Source organism: Mesorhizobium opportunistum WSM2075 (genome assembly GCF_000176035.2).
Classification (GTDB): domain Bacteria; phylum Pseudomonadota; class Alphaproteobacteria; order Rhizobiales; family Rhizobiaceae; genus Mesorhizobium; species Mesorhizobium opportunistum.
This window is the reverse complement of the sequence record NC_015675.1, coordinates 3,477,156-3,496,669: the sequence shown is the minus strand read 5'-3', so window position 1 is coordinate 3,496,669 and position 19,514 is coordinate 3,477,156. Positions and strand designations below refer to the sequence as shown.

Here is a 19,514-nt window from a genome sequence, read left to right as displayed (position 1 = left end):
ATCAGAGGCCGTTGGCGCGGAACTTCCCGTCGAGGAATGTCTTGGCGCGCGGCACGTCGTCTTCCGACAGATGCTCGATGATCACCGGGATGTTCGGGTGCTTTTCCGCCAGCCGCTTGAGATAGAGGTCGTAGTTCAGCGAGCCGAGGCCCGGCGCCGGCAGCTCGATCTCGCCGACGCCGCGGAACGTATGGCTTTCCATCGCGTCGGCGTCGCCGATATCGGCGTGCTTCTCCGACTTGTCGTCGCCAGAACGCTTGACGTCCTTGGCGTGCGCAATCTTGATCTTGTCGGTCAGCGTGTCGAACACCTGGTTCAGGATCTGATCCATGCGGTCGATGTTGTGCGTCTCGAAATAGTTGGTCGGGTCCATCAGCAGTCCAAGGCCGGGATGGTCGACCTGCGCGAACATCCTGACCGTCTCCTCGACCGAGCCGACGACGTTGTTGACGTAGGTTTCGAGCAGGAAGACCGCGCCGTGGTCATAGGCTGTCTGCGCGAGGTCCGCGATCACCTTGCGGCATTCCTCGAAACCTTCCTCCGTCTTGTTCTTGGGGTGATGCACCCAGTCGGATTCGGTGTTGTAGGTCCCGGTCTCCGAGATCACGTAAGGCGAGCCGAAATGGCGGGCATTGCGGATGATCTCCTTGAGGTAGCCGACGCGCTTGTCGCGCTCGGCCTTGTCGGGATGGATGATGTTGGTATAGCCCGACACGCAGCAGACAGGCAGATTGTGGTCGCGGAACACGTCGCGCACCTTTTTCGCCTTGTCCTTGGTGATCTGGCCGGCCGACAGGTCGACATCCCTGAAGTGCAGGTCGAGCTGCACCGTGTTGAAACCGAGCCCGCGGATCTTCTTCGCCGTCTCTTCGAGACCGTACGGGAAATAGCCCGTGAAAATACCTGCCTGCATCATGACGTGAATTCCTCCCTGTAAGCGATTCAGTTGTCTGGTGTTTCAGTTGCGGTGATCAGGTAGCGATCTCGGACAGCTTGACCGTGCGGCCCTCGTCGATCGAGCGGTAGCCCGCCTCGACCAGCGCCATGGTCTTGACGTTGTCGGCGACCGACAGCGCCGGCGGCGTGCCTGTCTTCACCGCGTGCTGCAGCTGCTCCATCACCCCGATAAAGGCATGGGGGAACCACATTGTGTCCCAGCTTGGGCTCACCCATTCGCCGCCGGTGGTCTCGGTCGAGGCGTAGGTCAGGGTCGAGGCAGCGCCCGTCGGCCAGCCGATCGTACCCTTGGCCACGCCCTTGGTGCCGTCGACGCGCCAGTTGATATGCTGGTCGTCCTTGTAGCCTTCCTGGCGCGGGCCGGACCACACATCCTCCAGCGACACGGCGAGCACGCCGGATGGGAAGCGCAGTGTCGACACGGTGATGCCGTCGGAGTGATCGAACTTCGTGCGCGGATCCTTGCGCGTCAGCGTGGTGATTTCCTCGGGATCGCCGAACAGGAAACGCAGCACATCGAGATGATGCACGCTCATATTGGCGAGCGTCAGCCGGTCGTAATCCTCGAGGAAGGTCTGCCAGTGCGGGATGGCGTGCATGTCGATCTGCGCGAACACGATGTCGCCGAGCGCGCCGCTGTCCATGATCTGCTTCAGCACGCGCATCGACTGGTCGTAGCGCATGTTCTGGTTGACCGAGAGGATCTTGCCGGCCGTCGCCGCTTCGTCGCGCAGCTTGACCGCCTCCTCGACCGACAGCGCCAACGGCTTCTGCGCCAGGATCGCCTTGATGTGCTTCTGCTTCAGCGCATGGCGGATCAGCGCCGGCTGCTGGTCCGGCGGAAAGGCAAGGTCGATGATCTCGACATCAGTGTCCTCCATCAGCTGTTCCGGTGTATCGTGGACGATCGGGATGCCCCAGCGTGTCGCCACCTTCTGGGCGCTTGCCTTGGTGCGCGAAGCGATCGCCACCACCGGAAACCCGGCCTCCTTGTAGGCAGCCAGATGGCACTCGGCCATGATCATGCCGGCGCCGACGCAGCCGATCCTGTATTCTTTCGTGCGGACCTTCACGTCCGGCTCGAAACCTTTGCCTGTCATGTCTTCCTCCCGAAACTCTGTCCTCGCGGCCGCAATCATCTCGCCAACGCGCCTCCGCTCTGCCCGAAATAATGCACGCGGGCCGGCTCGCAGGATATCGCCACCATCGCATCGGGCCTGATGTCGGGCTGGCCGCGCAACAGTGCCTTCAGCCGCGCCTGCCCGGCGGCGAGCGTCACCACGGTATAGCCGCCGAGCGGCTCGACCTCGAACACCCGCGCCGGGTGGCCCGGCCCTCCATCGCCCCACGGTCTAACCTTGATGTCTTCCGGTCTCAGCCCAATCTCGACAGCATCAACGGGGGCAGCCTTGTCGGCAATCTGGATCGTGCCTTCAGCCGCCTCGACGCCGCCCTCGCCGCGCGCCGATTTCAGGATGTTCATGACAGGCGAACCGAGCAGCCGCGCCACATAGGTGCTGGCCGGTCGGTCGTAGATCTCGGCCGGCGCACCGATCTGCCTGATCGTGCCAGTGTCCAGTATGGCGATGCGGTCGGCGATCGACATCGCCTCTTCCTGGTCGTGGGTGACATAGATAAGCGTCTTGCCGAGCTCGCGCTGGATGCGCTTCAGCTCGACCCGCGTTTCCTCGCGCAGCCTGGCATCGAGCGCCGAGATCGGATCGTCCATCAGATAGGCATTGGGGTCGCGCACCAGCGCCCGCGCGATCGCCACGCGCTGCCGCTCGCCGCCCGAAAGCTGCGCCGGCGGCTTGTGCAGGATGTGACCGATATGCAGCTTGGCGGCGACATCGGCGACGCGCTTTTCGATCTGGGTCTCGGCGACCCGGCGCTCGACCAGCGGGAAACGCACATTGTCCAGCGCGCTCATATGCGGGAACAGCGCCAGGTTCTGGAACACCATCGCCACATTGCGCTCGGCCGGCGATACCGTATTGACCGGCTTGCCGCCGATCAGGATTTCGCCGGCATCCGGCGTCTCAAGCCCGAGCACCAGGCGCAGGATCGTCGACTTGCCCGACAGCGGCGGCCCGAAGAAGCAGAAGAACTCGTTGTCGTTGATGGTGAACGAGGCGTCATCGAGGGCAAGCGTTGCGCCATAGCGTTTCGTGACATTGCGGAAGATGATGTCGGCCATGGCTCAGCCCACCCTCATCGCAAGGCCGCTGGCGGCGTCGAAGACACGCACCGACGAAGCCGCGGGCGCGACGACAGCCATCTGCCCGATCGACAGCCCGACATCATTGTCGAACACCGCCTTCACGGCGCCCTCGCCTTCGCCGAGATGGACGATGGTGCGCGCACCGATCCGCTCGACGAAGGTGACAGGCATGGCGAGCCCGCGCGCGCCCTGCGCCAAAGCTACCTGTTCGGGCCTGAAGCCGTAGAGTACGTCGCCGCGTGCACCGCGCACGGTGGCTGCCAGATCGTCCGGCAATGGCGGCGTCACACCCAGCGGCCCGAGATCGATGACCAGCCCGCGGTCGCTCTCCGCCGGCCTGCCCTTGAGCAGGTTCATGCCCGGGGCGCCGATGAAGCGGGCGACGAAGACATTGGCTGGGTTGTTGTAGACCTCGAGCGGGGTGCCGACCTGCTGCAGCACGCCATGATCCATCACGGCAATGCGGTCGGCCATGGTCATGGCCTCGAGCTGGTCGTGAGTGACGTAGACCATGGTCTGCCTGAACTGGCGCTGTAGCTGCTTCAGCTCGGTGCGCATCACAGCCCGGAAGGCGGCATCGACATTGGACAGCGGCTCGTCGAGCAGGAAGATCGCAGGCTCCATGATGGCCGAGCGGCCGATCGCCACGCGCTGCAATATGTTGACCGAGAGCCGGTCGGCCTTGCGGTCGAGCAGCGGCGCCAGTTGCAGCAGCTCGGCAATGGCGCCGACGCGGCGGTCGATCTCGGCTTTGTCCGCGCCGCGCATCCTCGGGCCATAGGCAAGGTTCTGGCGCACCGTCATGTGGGTGAAGATGGCGTAGTTCTGGAACACGAAGCCGACGCCGCGCCGGCCCATCGGCACGCCGGCCATGTCGCGCTCGCCAAACAGGATCTTGCCGCTGGTCGGTTCTTCCATGCCGGCGATCATGTTCATCGTCGTCGACTTGCCGCAGCCCGAGGGTCCGAGCAGCGCCATGAACTCGCCATCGGATATTTCGAGGTCCATGGTCTTCAGCGCGGTGAAATCGCCGAATGTTTTGGTGAGGTTACGCAGCTGGATCGTGCTCATGCCGGCACCTGCCTTGCTCGCGCCATCCGCTTCATGGCGAACACGGCAACGATGGAAAGCACGATCAGGATGGCGAGCGCGATAGCCGCGACATAGCCCCAGATCAGATCCTGCGTGGTGACCTTGTAGATGTAGACCGAGATCGTTTCCGTGGCGACGCCGGGGCCGCCGCCGGTCATGATGTAGAGCGTGTCGAAGATCTTGAAGTTCTCGATCACCCGGATCGCCAGCGCGATGATGATGATCGTCTTCATCTTCGGCAGCACGATGGTGACGAAACGCTGCCACGGATTGGCGCCGAGCAGTGTCGCCGCCTTGATCTGGTCCTCCGGCACGCCGACCAGGCCGGCGAGCAGGATGAGGAACATCAGTGGCGTCCACTGCCAGATATCGGCGATCATCACCGCGATCAGCGCCAGCGTCGGGTCCGAAAGCCAGGCAATGGTGACGCGTGTACCCGTGATGGTGGACAGGATGTCGTTCACCGGGCCGCCTGACTGGAACAGCATGAAGAACATGTAGCCGGCCACCGCCGGCACCACCATCATCGGCATCAGCAAGATCGAATAGAAGATGCGCTTGCCCGGAAAATCGTCGGCGAACAGCGTCGCCAATGCGAGACCCAACAGGAATTCGGCCGGCACGCAGACGACCATGACGATCGCCGTGCGCCTCAGCGCGCTCCAGAAACGGGCATCGGCGGCAAGGTCGGTGTAGTTGGCAAAACTGTTCCACATCTCCCAGGCGTTCCACCAGCCGATGCCCGAGAGCGGCGACCAGTCGGTGACGCTGATGTAGAGCTGCATCAAGAGCGGAAAGACGGAGATGAACAGCACCAGGATCTGCGCCGGCAGGGTCAGCCGGAATCCCAGCCGCGCGCCCTCGTCCCGCAGGGCCGGCTTCGCACGCGCGGCACCCATTTCGTCCTCCGAAACAGTCACGGTCACCGCGCTCATTGCTTGAGCGCCCCAAAAATCAGCCCACGCACCAGATGACGCTGGATGGCGATTCCCATGATGACGGGCGGCACGGCGGCGATGAGGCCAAGCGCTGCCTTGGCGCCATAGAGCTGGCCGGTCATCGAGGACGACAGCGAGGCCATGTAGACGGGGATCGTCACCCATTCGCGCGTCGTCAGAAGCAGCGCGATCAGATAGTCAGACCAGTTGAGGATGAAGACGAAGAGTGCGGCACTGGCGAGCGGCGCGCGCATCATCGGCAGCGTGATGCGGGTGAAGACACGCAGCCGCGAACAGCCCTCGACCAGGGCGGCTTCCTCGATCTCGCGCGGCATGTCGTCGAAGAAGGTCTTCATCAGCCAGAAGGCGAACGGCAAGGTGACGATGCCGTAGATCAGCGCCAGGCCCCACCAGCTGTCGGTGAAATTCAGGAACGCCCACATGATCATCACCGGGATCATCACCGCCATCGGCGGAAACAGCCTGAGCTGGATCAGCGCCAGCGGCAGGTTCTGTCCCGAGCCGAAGCGCGACAGCCCATAGGCCGCCGCCGTGCCCGCCGACATGGCGATCGCGGTGCCGAACACAGCCGACAGCAGCGACGACAGGATCGGCTTCAGCGCGGTGCGGTCGAGCGCCACGATGAGGCTGTTGGTGGACTCGCCGAACACGAACTGGAAATTGCTGAGCGTCGGGTTCTTCGGCCACCATGTCAGGTCGGCGCCCGTCGCCGACCATTCGGCGATCGGCTTGAAGGCCATCGACACCATCCACAGGATCGGCACCAGCGTCACCGCCATCGCCGCGAGGATCGCGGCGTAGCGGAATATCTCGAATGGAACGGAACGCTTCATCTGGCTGCTTTTGCTGGTGGCGTTGACTGCGGAGGGGAAGAGCTTTCGCCCTTCCCCTCCGGTCTGATCCAGGGAGACGGATCAGCTGATGGGATCGAGAACGGTCGGCCAGGCCTCCTTGTTGGTTCTGATGGCTTCCAGCAGCTTGTCCTCGCCGATGCGCCGGGCGATCTTCTTCCACTCGGCTTCGGTATCGGCCATCGCCTGCTCCGCGGTCTTGGCCTTGGTCAGCGAGGCCATGAGGTTTTCGTCCAGTGCGTTGTGGAAGGCGGTGGCGCCGGGATAGTTGATGGTCGGGACGGTGCGGGCGACCGTCTCGCGCACCACGTCCATGTGGTAGGCATGGTAGGTCTGGCGCACCAGCGGATCGGAGAAATCCGAAAGCCGGAACGGATCGAGATAGCCGCCGGGATTGGCGCTCATCCAGGCATAGATGCGGGCCGAGCCCAGCCATTGCAGCAGGAGATAGGCGACTTCCTGGTTCTTCGACTGCGACGAGACCATGCCGGTCAGCGAGAACCACAGCACGGAGCGGCTGATCAGCTTGCCGTCGATCTCGCGGCCGGGCGGCAGCATCGAGCCGATCTTGCCGGTGACGGCCGAATCCTTGTTGCCGGCATTGTCGAGGAATTTCGGCAGGTTGGAGAAGGCGCAGGTCATCGCCGCACCGCCCTTGGCGAAATTGCCATACTGCTCCGGCCAGCCCCACGAGATCGCATCCGGCGAGTGATGGACGAGCGATTCGACATATTCGTTGGCGGCGGCGATGCCGTGCTCGGAATTGATCAGCGGCTTGCCGTCGTCACCGAACAGGAACTGGTTGGGCGAGGCCATCGAGACATAGCGCTGGTACCAATTGGTGTAGCCCCAGCCCTGGTTGCGCAGGTCGGTCGAGCCGAACAGGCCCTTGTCCGGACGCTGGAAGAAGGCTGCGATATCGCCGTGCTGCTTCCAGGTTTTCGGCGGCGCCAGATCGTAGCCGTATTTGTCCTTGAACGCCTTCTGCTCGGCGGCGTCGCCGAACAGGTCGGTGCGATAGACCCAGGTCTGGAAGTCGCCGTCCAGCGACACGCCATAGTTCGAGCCACGGTATTTGTTGAGCAGCGACACGCCCTTGGTGCCGTCGACATAGCCGGTCTTGGGGTCGTCCCACTCAGGCTTGTACTGCGCGACGAAGTCGTCGAGCTTGGCGATGCCGCCGGTCTCGGCGAGATCGCCGAGGCGGTTCCATTCGGTCGAATAGATGTCATAGGCCCCACCCTTGGTGGAGATGTCCTGCATCGTCTTGGTGAATTCCTGGCCGTTCGGCAGGCCGACGATCTCGATCGGAATGCCGGTTTCCTTTTCCCACAGTTCCTTGATCGACGGCGCGCCAGCCGGGAAAGGCTGCGTGAGCTGGCCGATCGAGCCGTCCGACAGGCCGAGCACGATCTTGGCCGGCGCCTTGCCGGCGCCCTTCAGCGCCTTGGCCGCCTCGATAGCGCGGCCTTCCGGCGTGTCGGCGCCATACTGGTAGCGCTCGGCGCCCTCGAAACCGGTCGGGCCGCCGATCATGCCCGGCGCCAGCGCGTCCGCCGCATAGGCACGGCCGGGACGGATGAATTGGGGTGCGATACCTGCCGCGGCTACGAACACCGCCGCCTTTCCTCCGGACGCCAACAATCGGCGTCGCGACATGCGGATCAGATCAGACATTGGAATTCCTCCCTCAGGGCCAATGTTTCCTCCACGAGCCCATGAGGGATATTGACGGCAGGATCGGAAGGCTGTCAACATCATAAATAATCAAAATACCTCACAACATCGCAATGAGGCGAGGAAATGCGTCATACCAAGGCCCATACAGCGCTTCCTGTGCCTCGATTTGATGGGAAATGTATCTTCCCGCCCCGGTGTCGTCGTGCCGGGCGACTTGATTTAGCCCGACGGCTTGCGCATCGGCCAAGGCCGGATACATCATTTCCCATCAGAATCGCGGATAGCGAGGAGCCGTTGCCATCAGGCCGGCCGCGGACAATGTGTGATCCTGATGCGTCGAGGAGATGAAAGACGGTGCGTTCCACCCTGACTGACATAGCCCGGGAAGCCGGCGTCTCCGCCGCCACCGTCGACCGCGTGCTCAACAATCGGCCCGGCGTGCGGGCGCGCACCCGCGAGGTCGTGCTCGAAATGGCGCAGCGCCTCGGCTACATCGCCGACAGCCCGAACGGAGCGCCTCCACGGCCTTCGCCCAGCGAGGTCATCCGGCTCGACTTCGCACTGCCGGCCGGCACCAATTCCTTCATCAAGATGCTGCACCGCCACATCGAGGCGCAGGCCCTGGCGCGACCCGATCTCGACGTCCACATCGCCACCATAGAGGGCTTCAATCCCGACCGGCTCGCCCGCCTGCTGCAGGATCTGCGGGGACAGACGCAAGGCGTCGGCGTCATCGCGCTCGACCATCCGACGGTGCGCGAGGCGATCCGCTCGCTGTCGGCCAACGACGTCAAGGTGGTGACCATCGCCTCCGACATCCTGCATGTGCCCAGGGTCGCCTATATCGGCATCGACAACCGCGCCGCCGGCCGGCTGGCCGGCTATCTGCTCAACCGCTTCATGGGGTCGGAACGTCCCGGCAAGGTGGCGCTGTTCGCCGGCTCGCTCTCCTATCGCGGCCATGAGGAACGCGAGATGGGGTTCCGGCACATATTGACCGAGGAATCGCCCAATCTCGAGATCGTCGAAATGCGCGAAATGCTGGACGACCGCGAAAAGGCCTATTCGGAAGCATCGGCGCTTTTGGAACGGCATCCCGACCTTGCCGCGATCTACAATGTCGGCGCCGGCAACACCGGCATTGCGCGTGCGCTCAAGGAGCACGGCCGCGCGCAATCCATGGTCTTCCTCGGCCATGAGGTGACGGACGGCACCAAGGACCTGCTGCTCGACGGCACGCTCGACGCGGTCATCGACCAAAACCCGCGCGTCGAGGCCCGCGAGGCGCTCAACACCTTGACCCATGCGGTCCGGGGACTGGCCTACGAATTGCACCAGCCGAGGCTGCAGGTGATCTTCAAGGAGAACATCCCGGAGATCTGAGCGGCTGCCTTTCTGTTTGAACCCTGGTGGTCGCGCGGCCATTCTCGCCTGAGCCGATCGCGATCCTGTCACCAGTCTCAATGCCGGCAATGTCACACACCACCAACGGCATGCGTATCCCATAGAGAAACTCGGCGACGATGGCGCCCACCGCCAGGATCGGGTCCGGCCGCTCCAGAAGAACGCCGGCCGGCGCCGTGCCCTTGCGGATCGCCTCGGCCAGCACCGAGGAGGAAGATGACGAGCCGCGCCCGCTCGGCATGACCAGGATCTTGCCGGCGACATTCTGGCCTAGCCCCGGATGCGAATGGTCGACGATGTCTCCGGTCTCCGCATCGATCCCGCCCCAGAAACTGAGCGGCTGCGAAAACGCCAGCGCCCGACCTTCGGCCTCGCCGGCCAGCTGAAAGATGCCTGCTCTTTCAAACGCTTCCGCCAGTTGTGTCATGTGCCGCTCCGCACGACATGGCCGACCGCGGCGGAACGGATGCAATCCTTCATGTCGGCGAAGGCGACCGTCACGCCGATATTGCCCGGCGCGTAATGCGCCCATTTGCCGGAATTGGTCATCACCACGCCGTCAAGCCGTTCCATGATCGAGGTGACATAGGTGCAGGTGTCGGCAACCGGAACCAGGCCGAACGCCTCCATCCCAGCCAGGGCGCCCTCTTGCTGCAGCCGTGTCAGTGTCGCGCGGCCTGTGTTGACATAGATCGGGATGCCCCTGCCCGGCGCTGCCTCGCGCAGCAGCGGCAACAGGCGCATCCATTCCTCATGGGAGAAATGCGGTGTGCCCAACGAGACCGCCGCGAGCCGCGAGCCATCCGGCACCGTCGATAGCCTGGCCAGCGCACGGTCGACATCGGAACGGCCGATGCGGATCGTCTCCTCCGGCGCCTCGCCATGAAACGCCTCGCCGAGCGTTCCGGCTTCCGGCGTGATGCCGACCGCATGGAACAGCGCCACAGCACCCGTCGTTGCCGCCGCAGCACCGAGTGCCTTCAACTGGTCCTCGTCGCGCGGCTGCGGCAGGCCGGCAATCACCGGAATTCGATCGCCGCTGGCTTGTCCGATGATCAGCCCAACGCCGACGAACAGGCTGTCGCTCGGCTCCGGATCAGGAACGTCCAATTCGAACAGGATGCGGCCGCGCCGGTTTTCGCTCAGATGCAGGCCCCAAGCCGGCGCGCGTCCAGTCATGGCGCAGCACAGGTCGATGAAATCGCCATAGCGGTTGGTGCGCGCCCCGATCACCGAATTGGCGAACACGATGGCGTTGGATTCGCCCCAGGCGATCTGCTGACCGAATTCGGGCCGGAACCGTGTCTGGTAGGGCGCGCAGGTGAACGTCGCCTGGCAGCCAAGTTCCATATGCGCCTTCATCAGCCGCCGCGCCGGCACCTCCTCCGCTGCCGGCATCTTCACCATGCCCGGATGGATGAGGTCGAACGAGCCGACATTGAGCGTCGTCGGCACCTTGACACGCCCGCCGCCCTCGGCGAGCCGTTCGACGAAATCGAGGCCGGCCTTGCCGTGGTAGAGGCATCCATCGATGTGGGCGCTGGTAATGTCGAGCAGGCCGTCCGCCCCGACGGCGTTGGAGAAGGCGACGAGAATCTTCATGGCGGCAGCCGCGGATGGGCCTTGCTCGCCGTCGAGCATGGATCGGTCGCGCGCGCTCAGTTCCAGGGTCATTGTAGCTCCGGGCTCGCAATCAGAAAGGACGGAGGGACAGCACCCCCCTCTGCCTTGCCAGGCATCTCCCCCGCAAGGGGGGAGATTGGCAGGCCTCACCGCTTTCGCAAATTTTCGACGTTGGAGAAAGGGCAGCGACGCTGGAACCGCCAATCTCCCCCCTTGCGGGGGAGATGTCCGGCAGGACAGAGGGGGGTGCGAAGGAACGCCAACAGTCCCAGTTATCGAACCGCGCGGCCTACCCCGCCGCGATCAGCACCGTACTCTCCGGCGACCAGCGCAGCACCACATCCTGCCCTTCCGCCAGCCTGTCCGCGCCGGTGTTCTGCACGATGACCTTCAGCGTCTGGCCGGCCCGCTCGACGAAGTAGGTGCTGTTGTTGCCGGCGAAGATGCGCTTGGAGACCTGACCCTTCAGGCTATTGGCATCGCCGTCCGAAATGCCTGCATCCGTGGCAATCCGAATGCGCTCGGGCCGAACGGCGCAACTGGCCTTCGCGCCGGCCGCAAGCGTCGCGCCCACGCCGGCGGCGATCGCCGTGCCGTCCGGCAGCCGGATGCCGTTGCCGGTCGAATCGCCGCGAAAGATGTTGGCGTCGCCGAGGAAGGTTGCTGCGAATTCGCTTTTCGGCCGGTCGTAGATCTCCTCCGGCGGCCCTTCCTGCACCAGCCTGCCGTCGCGCAGTATGCCGATGCGGTCGCTCATCGTCAGCGCTTCTTCCTGATCGTGGGTGACGAAGATGGTGGTGATGCCGATCTCGCGCTGGATGCGCTTCAGTTCGATCTGCATGTCGACGCGCAGCGCCTTGTCGAGCGCGCCGAGCGGCTCGTCGAGCAAAAGCACGCGCGGCTTGGTGACGATGGCCCGCGCCAGCGCCACGCGTTGGCGTTGGCCGCCGGAGAGCTGATGCGGCCGGCGGCCGCCGAGCTTGCCCAATTGCACGAGATCGAGCGCGCGCTGCACTTCGGTGGCAATCACCGCCTTGGCCTCGCCACGCACCGACAGGCCGAAGGCGACATTGTCGGCGACGCTCATATTGGGAAACAGCGCGTAGTTCTGGAACACCATGCCGATGCGGCGCTTCTCAACCGGCACCCGTTCGACGCTCTCGCCACCAATGGCGATGCGGCCGGAGTCGGGAAAATCGAAGCCGGCGATCTGGCGCAGCAGCGTGGTCTTGCCGCTGCCCGACGGCCCGAGCAACGCATAGAAACCGCCATCGGCGAAATCGATGGAGACATCGTCCAGCGCCTTGTGCGCGCCAAAGCTGCGCGAGATGTTCGATACCTGCACGCCGGCCATTATTTCTCTCCGCCGAATTTGAAGAAGCGCGCCGTCAGCAGCATCAGCGCCATCGACACCACGATGATGATTGTCGAGACCGCGTTGATCTCGGGCGTAAAACCCTTGCGGATTGCGGCGTAGATTTCGACCGGCAGCGTCGTCTGGCCAGGCGTCGCCAGAAAATAGGAGACGACGAACTGGTCGAACGACACCGCGAAGGCAAACAGCCCGCCGGCGATGACGCCAGGCATGATCCAGGGCAGCGTGACGCGGTTGGTCACCTGCCACTGGTTGGCGCCGAGCGAACGCGCCGCCTCTTCCAGTTCGGGCGCGAAGGTCTGCAGCCGTGCCGAGACGACGACGATGACATAGGGCAGCGCAAGCGCGACATGGCCGAGCAGGATGGCGAACAGGCCGCGCCCGATGCCGACGCCGAAGAAGAAGATCAGCATCGCCGTGCCGGTGATCAGCCAGGGAATGGCGATCGGCGGAAACAGCAGCGCCTGCAGCACTTTCTTGCCACGGAATTCATAGCGGTAGAGCGCCAGCGACGCGGCAGAGCCCAGCACCACGCTGATGATGGTGGTGATGACGGCGATCTCAAGGCTGTTCCAGGTGGCCGCGATCAGCTGGTCGTTCTGCCACAGCGAGGCATACCACTCGGTCGTCCATTCGAACGGCAATTGGTAGAAGGGCGAGACGTTGAACGACATCAGCGCCATGATGATGATCGGCAGATAGAGGAAGGCGAGCAGCAGCCCGACATAGAGGCGGCCGAACCATTCCAGGATGCGGGTCGTCATCATCATCAGGCCCTCCGCAACACCGGAGAGGCAACCGCCAGGATAACCAGCACGACGGCCAGCAGGATGAAGGAGAGTGCCGCGCCCAGCGGCCAGTTGAACACGGCGACGAACTGGTCCTCGATCACCGTGCCGTAGAAGGTTCCGGTGCGGCCGCCCAGAATGCGCGGCTCCATGAACGAGCCGACAACCGGCACGAAGATGAGCGCCGCGCCCGCCACCAGTCCCGGCATCGACAGCGGGATGATCACCCGCTTCAGCACCTGCAGCCGTGAGGCGCCGAGCGAGCGCCCGGCCTCGATCAGCGAGTCGTCGATGGCCTGCAGAGTGAGATAGCAGGTCAGCACCATGTAGGGCACGTAGGAGTGCACCAGCCCGATGATGACGGCTGGATAGGAATACATCAGATCGATGTTGATCTTGAACGGCAGCACCGCGTTGAGCGCCGTATCGAGGATGCCGCCCTCGCGCAGCACCATCGCCCAGGAGAAGATCCGCACCAGCCCATTAGACCAGAACGGCAGGATGACGAGGAGAAAAATCGCCTCGCGGCTGCGGCCCTTCAGCACCTTGGCCAGCACATAGGCCGCGGGATAGCCGATGACGATGCACCACAGCGTCACCTCGAGGCCGAGGCGCAGCGACGCCAGCAGCAGCGTCAAATAGAGGCTTTGCGAGAAGAAGGCGGCATAGTTGCCAAGAGTGAAGGCCCACGGCTTTCCCGACAGCGGCAGGTCGGTCATGAAGGAGAAGAAGACCATGGCCGAGAGCGGCAGGAAGATCGCCACGGTCAGCCAGAGATAGGCTGGCGCCAGTAGCGGCAGCGCCGATTTCAGCCCGCTGCGCGACGCGGCCGCACCTGCCATCATGCACTCCTCCCCAGGGCTGAAGAACCAGCCGGCGAAGATCGCCGGCCGGCCCTGACGTCTGCTATTTACTTCACGTCGACCTTGAGCTGCTGCCACAGCGCCAGATAGGCTTCGCGCTGTTTGTCGGTGATCGGCGCCTGGAATTGGATGCGCTTGGCGACCTCGGGATCGCCCATCACCTTGCGGTTGAAGGCATCCTCGGGCAGCGCGTCCACCGCCTTGGTGTTGGCCGACACGGGCGCGCCGACCTTGGTGACCCATTCGACATAGAATTTCGGGTCGATCATGTAGTTGATGAAAGCCTCCGCGCCCGCGACATTCTTGGAACCGACCGGAATGGAAAACGCATCGAGCCAGGCGACGGCGCCTTCCTGCGGAATGACCAGCGAGACCGGCAGCTTGAAGTGCGTCTTGGCGCGGTCGGCCGAGCCGCTCCAGTAGGTGCCGATGTCGATCTGGTTGGAGGCGACCATCTGGTTCCAGTCGTTTTCCGAACTCCAGAAAGTCTTGATCTGCGGCATCAGCGAGGTGAGCTTCGTCTTGACCGCGTCCATGTCCTTGATGTCGTTGATGTTCTGGCCGGTGGCGATGGCGCCGAACTGCACCGCCTCGACGGCGTCGTCGCGGATGACGACACGGCCCTTGTGTGCGGGATCCCACATTTCGGCGATGCTGGTCGGCGGCTTGTCGAAGGATTTTTCATTGATGGCGAGCGCCGTCAGGCCCCACACCCACGGCACACCATAGACCTTGCCGTCATGGTCGAGCATTGGCGAACCGGCCTTGTCCTTGCTGATGTCGGCATAGTTCGGCAGCTTCGAGGTGTCGATCGGCTGGATCAGCTTTTCCGCCATCGCCTGGTCGTTGAAAGCGGCGTTGATCATGACCACGTCATAGAGACCGGGATTGGTCCGGATCTTGGTCAGCATTTCCTGTTCGGAATTGAAGAAATCGTTGACGACCTTGTTGCCGGTCGCCTTTTCGAAGGCCTCGACGGCCCACGGCTCGTCAGCGCCATAGCCCTTCCAGTTGAGCACATGCACTTCGGCGGCACTGGCGGCCAGCGTGAGCGCGGTGGTGAAGACGGCGGTCGCCGTCAAGAGAGCAGTCAGTCTTGGCATGCGCATGTTGGTTCCTCTCTTTGGTTTGCCCGCTTCCCGGGCTTGTCAGGCTGTTCAGGCTGTCTGATGGGCCTTCTGGTTCTGGCCCGGCGTGCCGGTCGCGGCGGCCTGGCTCAGGAAAGTCTGGATTTCCGCATCGTTTGGCGCCGACGAGCCGCCATGGCGGGTAACCGAAATGGCGGCCGCCGCATTGGCGTAGCGCGCTGCCTCAAAGCAGTGCACGCCGCGCGACAGCGCACTGACGAAAGCGCCGATATGGGTGTCGCCGGCGCCGTTGGTGTCGACCGCCGCCACCTTGAAACCTGGAATGGTTTGGGCCGAACCCGTTGCCAACCTGATATGGCAGCCCTTGGCGGCGCTGCGGATGACGACACCATCGGCCCGAGGACAATGATCGGCAAGCAGCCGAGTCGCGAGGCTCTCGACATCGCCCTGACCGGCAATCTCGACCGCTTCCGTCATGTTGCAGCTCAGCCATGTCGTGCGGGCAAGCACCCGCGACAGGATGGGGCGTGGAATGTCTGAGACGATCGGTGTCGGATCAAAGACAAAAGGCGTTTGCGCCGGCAGCGCCTCGATCCAGTCGGTGAGTGCGTCGCGGCTGTTGGGATAGCTCAGCGTATAGCCTGACGTGAACACCCAATCCCCCGGTGCCACCGACACCGGCGTCATCATGTCGAGGCTGAGAGTGCTCTCCGCCCCCGGCCACGACACGAACGTGCGTTCGGCGTCGCTCGAGATCATGGCGACGCAATTGCCGCTGTCCATGACCGGCGATGGCGGTGTCAGGGTCTCGATCCCCTCCGTGGCAAAGGCCGCGCACAGGAAGTCGCCATTCGGTCCGCTGCCGAGCTGCCCGCCGAACACCACCTTCATGCCTGTGCGGCTGGCCGCGACCATCATGTTGAAACCGCCGCCGGCGACCTGCGCGTAGCTCGACGCGGTCTTCTCGGTGCCTGGCGTCGGCAAGGCATCGATGCGGTAGACATGATCGACCACCGCGCTGCCGACATGGACGAGACGCCCGCTCATGCCGCGGCGTCCTTGCCGGAGCCCGTTTTCTGCGCACCGCTCCTTGCCACCCTTGCCGCGACGAGATCGGCTGCCAGTGCGCGAACGTCCGCCATGTCGAAGCCCTTGAGATCAGCGACACGCTGCCGTGGCAATCGCGAGAAGCCGGCACAGGCACCCGCCATGCCGGCGGCGATGGCGCCGATCGTGTCGGTATCGCCGCCGAGATTGGCACTGATGACCGCCGCCCGCCAGGGATCACCGCCCGCGACTTCCAGAACAGCGAAGGCTGCCGGAACCGATTCCTGGCTGGCGACGCCGGTGCCGACCAGATCGATGATCATCCGGATCGCATCCCTTTTCGTCTTGCCGCGCACGATATCCTGCGCCCAGACAATGCGAGCTGCGATGTCGCCACCGGTCACCCAATGGCCGAGCGTTGCCCCTCGCCTCGCCGCCGCGACGGCGCTGTCGGATGCGGCGCGCCAGTCGCCACCGGCGATGCCACGGCTGACGGCCGCCGCAACGGCAGCGGCCGAGGCGATGGCGATCGACGTGTTGTGCGTTGCGCGGCAGGTTTCGGCTACCTTGGCGACGAACGCGTCCAGCGGTTCCAGCGGCATCATGATGCCGACCGGGGCGATGCGCATGGCCGCGCCATTGGTATCGCCACTGCGCCCCGCCTCTTCCGCCGGCACGCCATTGTTGATGGCGTCGATGGCGCGCTTGGTCGACGGCCCCAAGAGATCGTAGCTGCCGCGTACCTTGACCTCGCGCTCCCAGTCGAGCAGCGCGTTGACCCAACGCGCATGGTCGAAGCGCTCGCCCGATTCGACGAGGATGCGGCCGAGCAGCAGCGCCTGTTCGGTATCGTCGGTAATGGTTCCGGCCAGAAGTCCCTTCGACACCGGATGGTCGGCGAAAGGCGCGATGAAATCCTCGACATGGCCGTGGAGTTCGGCAATCCGGGCCGGTGACAGAAGCTGCGTCGGCATGCCGAGCGCGTCGCCCAGCGCTCCGCCGACAAACGCGCCCATCGCCCGATCGAGTGTCGTGCTATCCGGCATCGCTCAGAACCTCATATGCAGCGCGAAATGCGCCGGGTTGAGCAGGCTGGTGACATATTCGATCGGCCGGTCATCGGCGGCGCGGGTCAATCGGCGGCCGCGCAGGAAAGGCGTACCTTGCGGGCAGCCGAGGATGGCGGCGTCCTCCGCATTGAGCATCTCGATGCCCACCCATTCCTCGCCATGGTCGGGAATGAGGCCGGCGGCGCGCAGCGTCTGGTGCAGCGAGCCTTCGCGCAGGCCGCGAAGCGGCACGTCTTCCAGCTCGGGCGATAACGGCAGGCGGCTGCGCTCGATGGAGATTGCATGGCCGTCGCTGGCATTGGTGCGCACCCGGTCGACGGCAATGAAGAACGGGCTTTCGATCTCCAGCATGGCAGCCAGATCGGCGTCCTCGATAACCTCCAGCCGCAGCGTCCGCGTCTCGGCATTGGCGCCGGCATTGGCCAGCGCCCGCGACCAGCCGATGGCATCGTCGACCGGCTTGCCATCGAAAGTGACGAAGGAACCGATGCCGACCTTTGTGGTGATCAGCCCGCGGCTGGACAGCTCCTCGAGCCCCTTGCGGACCGTGTTGCGGCTGACGGAGAAGCGCTGGACGAGCTCGTTCTCGCTTTGCAGCCGGTCGCCGAAGCCGAGCACGCCGGAACGGATTTCATGTTCGAGAACGGTGGCGATCTGCTCGGGCTTTCCCGTGCCGGGAGACAATTGAACCGCGCGCCGCTTCATATGCGTACCTGTTCAGTAAACCTGTATAGTCCTGTTCAATATCTCGATGCGGCAATTGTGTCAACGATTGGCAGGTGGATGTTTCTCGACGATACGGACCGCCATGAAGGAAGGCCTCGTAGCGCTCTGCCAGAAAGTGTCCGCGATCGCGGACGACACACCGCTAGGCGAAAAAAGAAAGCCCGCTCCGGGATGCCGGGGCGGGCCTTGGAGGAGGACAAGGGGTGGGACCCTCTCCTCTTGTTTCCACGGGGGGTGTGGACCGAAATCACCATACCTCAGTCGCACGAAATGCCGGATCACAAGCCGGCCTGCTTTCATCACAATGCGGTGCGCGGCCCTGCCGATGGGGTCACGAGAATGCGAGCGACTGACGACGGCGGAACCGCACCGCTAGATACGCCCGAGCAGAACAAGGATGATGATGATCAGCAGCACAAGGCCGAGCCCGCCGCCACCATAATAACCGGTTCCGTAGAACGGTCCGCCGCCGAGCCCGCTGAAGCCGCCAAGCAGCGCAATGACAAGAATGATGATGAGTATGGTGCCTAAGCTCATGGTTCCCGCTCCCTGTGCGCCTGCGTGCCGATCTCACGTCACGCTTGGCGATGTTGCCTGGAGATGAACGCCTCTGGGGCATTTGCGTTCCGCCGGATGGCTTGATGCCACGGCAACAACCGGCATCGAGAAACGCAGAGAGCCCGCCTGGGCGGCGGGCTTTCCAACCGGCGGGCCAGGATCCCGGCACTCTGGCCTCAGCGGTGTGCGATCAGCAGGCAGAGCTGACGCGGGCGCCATGTCCTTAGGCACCGCAAGCGCGGAAAACGCTTTCCAATGCCGGCCAGGGCAAAAGATTCCAAACGGCCTCAGTCAGTCCGAAGCAGTTTGGCTTCCGTCTGGGACGGGAACTATCAGGCGATCCCGTAGAACAGCCTGTAGCGCACGCGGCTCATGTAGTCGCGGTATTCCGGCAACGCCGCCAGCAGGGCCTCTTCACGCAGGATTCGGTAAAGCTGAAGATAGGTTATCACGGCGTAGACAGCGAGATTGTAGAAGGAGAAGGCCGACAGCAGGAACAGGATATGGCCGGCAAGGTAGCCGGCATAGATTGGATGCCGTACCAGGCGGTAGGCACCGCCGGTCATCACGCCGCGATTGCCGGGCAGCAAGGCAAACGAACGCCCCAGCGATGCTTTCCCCCAAATGACAAACGACACCGCCAGTATCTGCAGCGGGGCTGCGACATACACCGGAATGATGGCCGCTCCCGGTTCCAGCGTGATGAAGCCGGCGCCAAAACTGGCAATCATGGTGACAATCACGGTGAGCGGGTTCCAGTCGCGTGTCACCGGGCGCCGCGACAGCATCAGCCATGTGAAGGTGAGCACCTCGGAGATTGCCAGCAACGCAATGTTGAGTCGGGTCGGATCCTCGATGAGATGGGATACGCCGCGGTAGACGAACATGCCAGCAAAGGCCAACGCACACACACGAAAGAAGCCTTCGCGCAGGTCGATCAGGATTTCACGCTTTCGGGCCGCGGACAGAATCCCGCTCTCATTGGCGCTCGAAAGGGTTTCACTTTTAGACATGAGCAAGCCAAGCACCCCAATGATCCCTCCGGGTGACCTTTGCACGCAACCATTGCCGGGCCGTTAACCGAGAAGCTCAGATCGGCACTAAATAGGGCCTCCGAAAGGGGTGCGAGCACCAGGAAGTGCCGATCGTCTCAGCTGTATTGCAATTTATGCTTGCATTTTTGGAACAAATAAAGAACAATAAGTCGATTGT

The 19,514-nt window shown here is 63.7% G+C and carries 19 protein-coding genes; 1 reads left to right on the top strand and 18 read right to left on the bottom strand.

What is annotated here, in order from left to right:
• Position 1: 1 nt before the first annotated feature.
• The 7 genes from MESOP_RS16840 to MESOP_RS16810 form a co-directional block, all read right to left on the bottom strand.
• Positions 2-916, bottom strand: a complete 915-nt coding sequence (locus MESOP_RS16840) for a sugar phosphate isomerase/epimerase family protein (protein ID WP_013894538.1) — start codon at positions 914-916, stop codon at positions 2-4.
• 55 nt (positions 917-971) lie between these two features.
• Positions 972-2,057: a Gfo/Idh/MocA family protein gene (locus MESOP_RS16835; protein WP_013894537.1), complete on the bottom strand. Its 1,086-nt coding sequence runs from the start codon at positions 2,055-2,057 to the stop codon at positions 972-974.
• Between the two features lie 35 nt (positions 2,058-2,092).
• Positions 2,093-3,154 (bottom strand): ABC transporter ATP-binding protein, encoded by a 1,062-nt coding sequence (locus MESOP_RS16830; protein WP_013894536.1) that lies wholly within the window; start codon positions 3,152-3,154, stop codon positions 2,093-2,095.
• A 3-nt stretch (positions 3,155-3,157) separates the two neighbouring features.
• The gene (locus tag MESOP_RS16825) at positions 3,158-4,249 is read right to left on the bottom strand and encodes an ABC transporter ATP-binding protein (RefSeq protein WP_013894535.1); all 1,092 of its coding nucleotides are present in this window, start codon (positions 4,247-4,249) and stop codon (positions 3,158-3,160) included.
• The gene (locus MESOP_RS16820) at positions 4,246-5,205 is read right to left on the bottom strand and encodes a carbohydrate ABC transporter permease (protein WP_041164168.1); all 960 of its coding nucleotides are present in this window, start codon (positions 5,203-5,205) and stop codon (positions 4,246-4,248) included. Before MESOP_RS16820 ends, MESOP_RS16825 begins: the two co-directional genes overlap by 4 nt.
• Positions 5,202-6,062 (bottom strand): carbohydrate ABC transporter permease, encoded by an 861-nt coding sequence (locus tag MESOP_RS16815; protein WP_013894533.1) that lies wholly within the window; start codon positions 6,060-6,062, stop codon positions 5,202-5,204. The genes MESOP_RS16820 and MESOP_RS16815 overlap by 4 nt, the downstream gene beginning before the upstream one ends.
• Before the next feature lie 81 nt (positions 6,063-6,143).
• Positions 6,144-7,757, bottom strand: coding sequence for an extracellular solute-binding protein (locus MESOP_RS16810; RefSeq protein ID WP_013894532.1), 1,614 nt, complete (start codon positions 7,755-7,757; stop codon positions 6,144-6,146).
• 357 nt (positions 7,758-8,114) lie between these two features.
• On the opposite strand from MESOP_RS16810, the gene MESOP_RS16805 reads away from it, so the two are divergent.
• Positions 8,115-9,143, top strand: a complete 1,029-nt coding sequence (locus MESOP_RS16805; protein ID WP_013894531.1) for a LacI family DNA-binding transcriptional regulator — start codon at positions 8,115-8,117, stop codon at positions 9,141-9,143.
• On the opposite strand, the gene MESOP_RS16800 is transcribed toward MESOP_RS16805, so the two are convergent.
• The 11 genes from MESOP_RS16800 to MESOP_RS16755 all read right to left on the bottom strand — a co-directional run bounded on the left by MESOP_RS16800 (position 9,118) and on the right by MESOP_RS16755 (position 19,330).
• The gene (locus MESOP_RS16800; RefSeq protein ID WP_013894530.1) at positions 9,118-9,591 is read right to left on the bottom strand and encodes an aconitase X swivel domain-containing protein; all 474 of its coding nucleotides are present in this window, start codon (positions 9,589-9,591) and stop codon (positions 9,118-9,120) included. The genes MESOP_RS16805 and MESOP_RS16800 overlap by 26 nt on opposite strands.
• Positions 9,588-10,838, bottom strand: a complete 1,251-nt coding sequence (locus MESOP_RS16795) for an aconitase X (RefSeq protein ID WP_013894529.1) — start codon at positions 10,836-10,838, stop codon at positions 9,588-9,590. The genes MESOP_RS16800 and MESOP_RS16795 overlap by 4 nt, the downstream gene beginning before the upstream one ends.
• Positions 10,839-11,076: 238 nt before the next feature.
• Positions 11,077-12,141 (bottom strand): ABC transporter ATP-binding protein, encoded by a 1,065-nt coding sequence (locus MESOP_RS16790; protein WP_013894528.1) that lies wholly within the window; start codon positions 12,139-12,141, stop codon positions 11,077-11,079.
• Entirely contained in the window at positions 12,141-12,929 is a 789-nt protein-coding gene (locus tag MESOP_RS16785) for an ABC transporter permease (RefSeq protein WP_041164756.1), read from the bottom strand. Before MESOP_RS16785 ends, MESOP_RS16790 begins: the two co-directional genes overlap by 1 nt.
• 2 nt (positions 12,930-12,931) lie before the next feature.
• Positions 12,932-13,792, bottom strand: coding sequence for an ABC transporter permease (locus tag MESOP_RS16780; protein ID WP_041164755.1), 861 nt, complete (start codon positions 13,790-13,792; stop codon positions 12,932-12,934).
• Positions 13,793-13,860: 68 nt separating this feature from the next.
• Positions 13,861-14,922 (bottom strand): ABC transporter substrate-binding protein, encoded by a 1,062-nt coding sequence (locus MESOP_RS16775; RefSeq protein ID WP_013894525.1) that lies wholly within the window; start codon positions 14,920-14,922, stop codon positions 13,861-13,863.
• Positions 14,923-14,970: 48 nt separating this feature from the next.
• A complete protein-coding gene (locus MESOP_RS16770) occupies positions 14,971-15,948 on the bottom strand; it encodes a PfkB family carbohydrate kinase (protein WP_013894524.1) in 978 nt (325 codons plus the stop codon).
• On the bottom strand, positions 15,945-16,994 hold the full coding sequence (locus tag MESOP_RS16765) for an ADP-ribosylglycohydrolase family protein (RefSeq protein ID WP_013894523.1): 1,050 nt from the start codon (positions 16,992-16,994) through the stop codon (positions 15,945-15,947). Before MESOP_RS16765 ends, MESOP_RS16770 begins: the two co-directional genes overlap by 4 nt.
• A gap of 3 nt (positions 16,995-16,997) precedes the next feature.
• Complete coding sequence (locus tag MESOP_RS16760) at positions 16,998-17,723, bottom strand: GntR family transcriptional regulator (RefSeq protein WP_013894522.1); 726 nt, start codon at positions 17,721-17,723, stop codon at positions 16,998-17,000.
• 393 nt (positions 17,724-18,116) lie between these two features.
• Complete coding sequence (locus MESOP_RS33745; RefSeq protein WP_013894521.1) at positions 18,117-18,281, bottom strand: DUF3309 family protein; 165 nt, start codon at positions 18,279-18,281, stop codon at positions 18,117-18,119.
• Between the two features lie 353 nt (positions 18,282-18,634).
• On the bottom strand, positions 18,635-19,330 hold the full coding sequence (locus MESOP_RS16755; protein WP_013894520.1) for a methyltransferase family protein: 696 nt from the start codon (positions 19,328-19,330) through the stop codon (positions 18,635-18,637).
• Positions 19,331-19,514 lie beyond the last annotated feature (184 nt).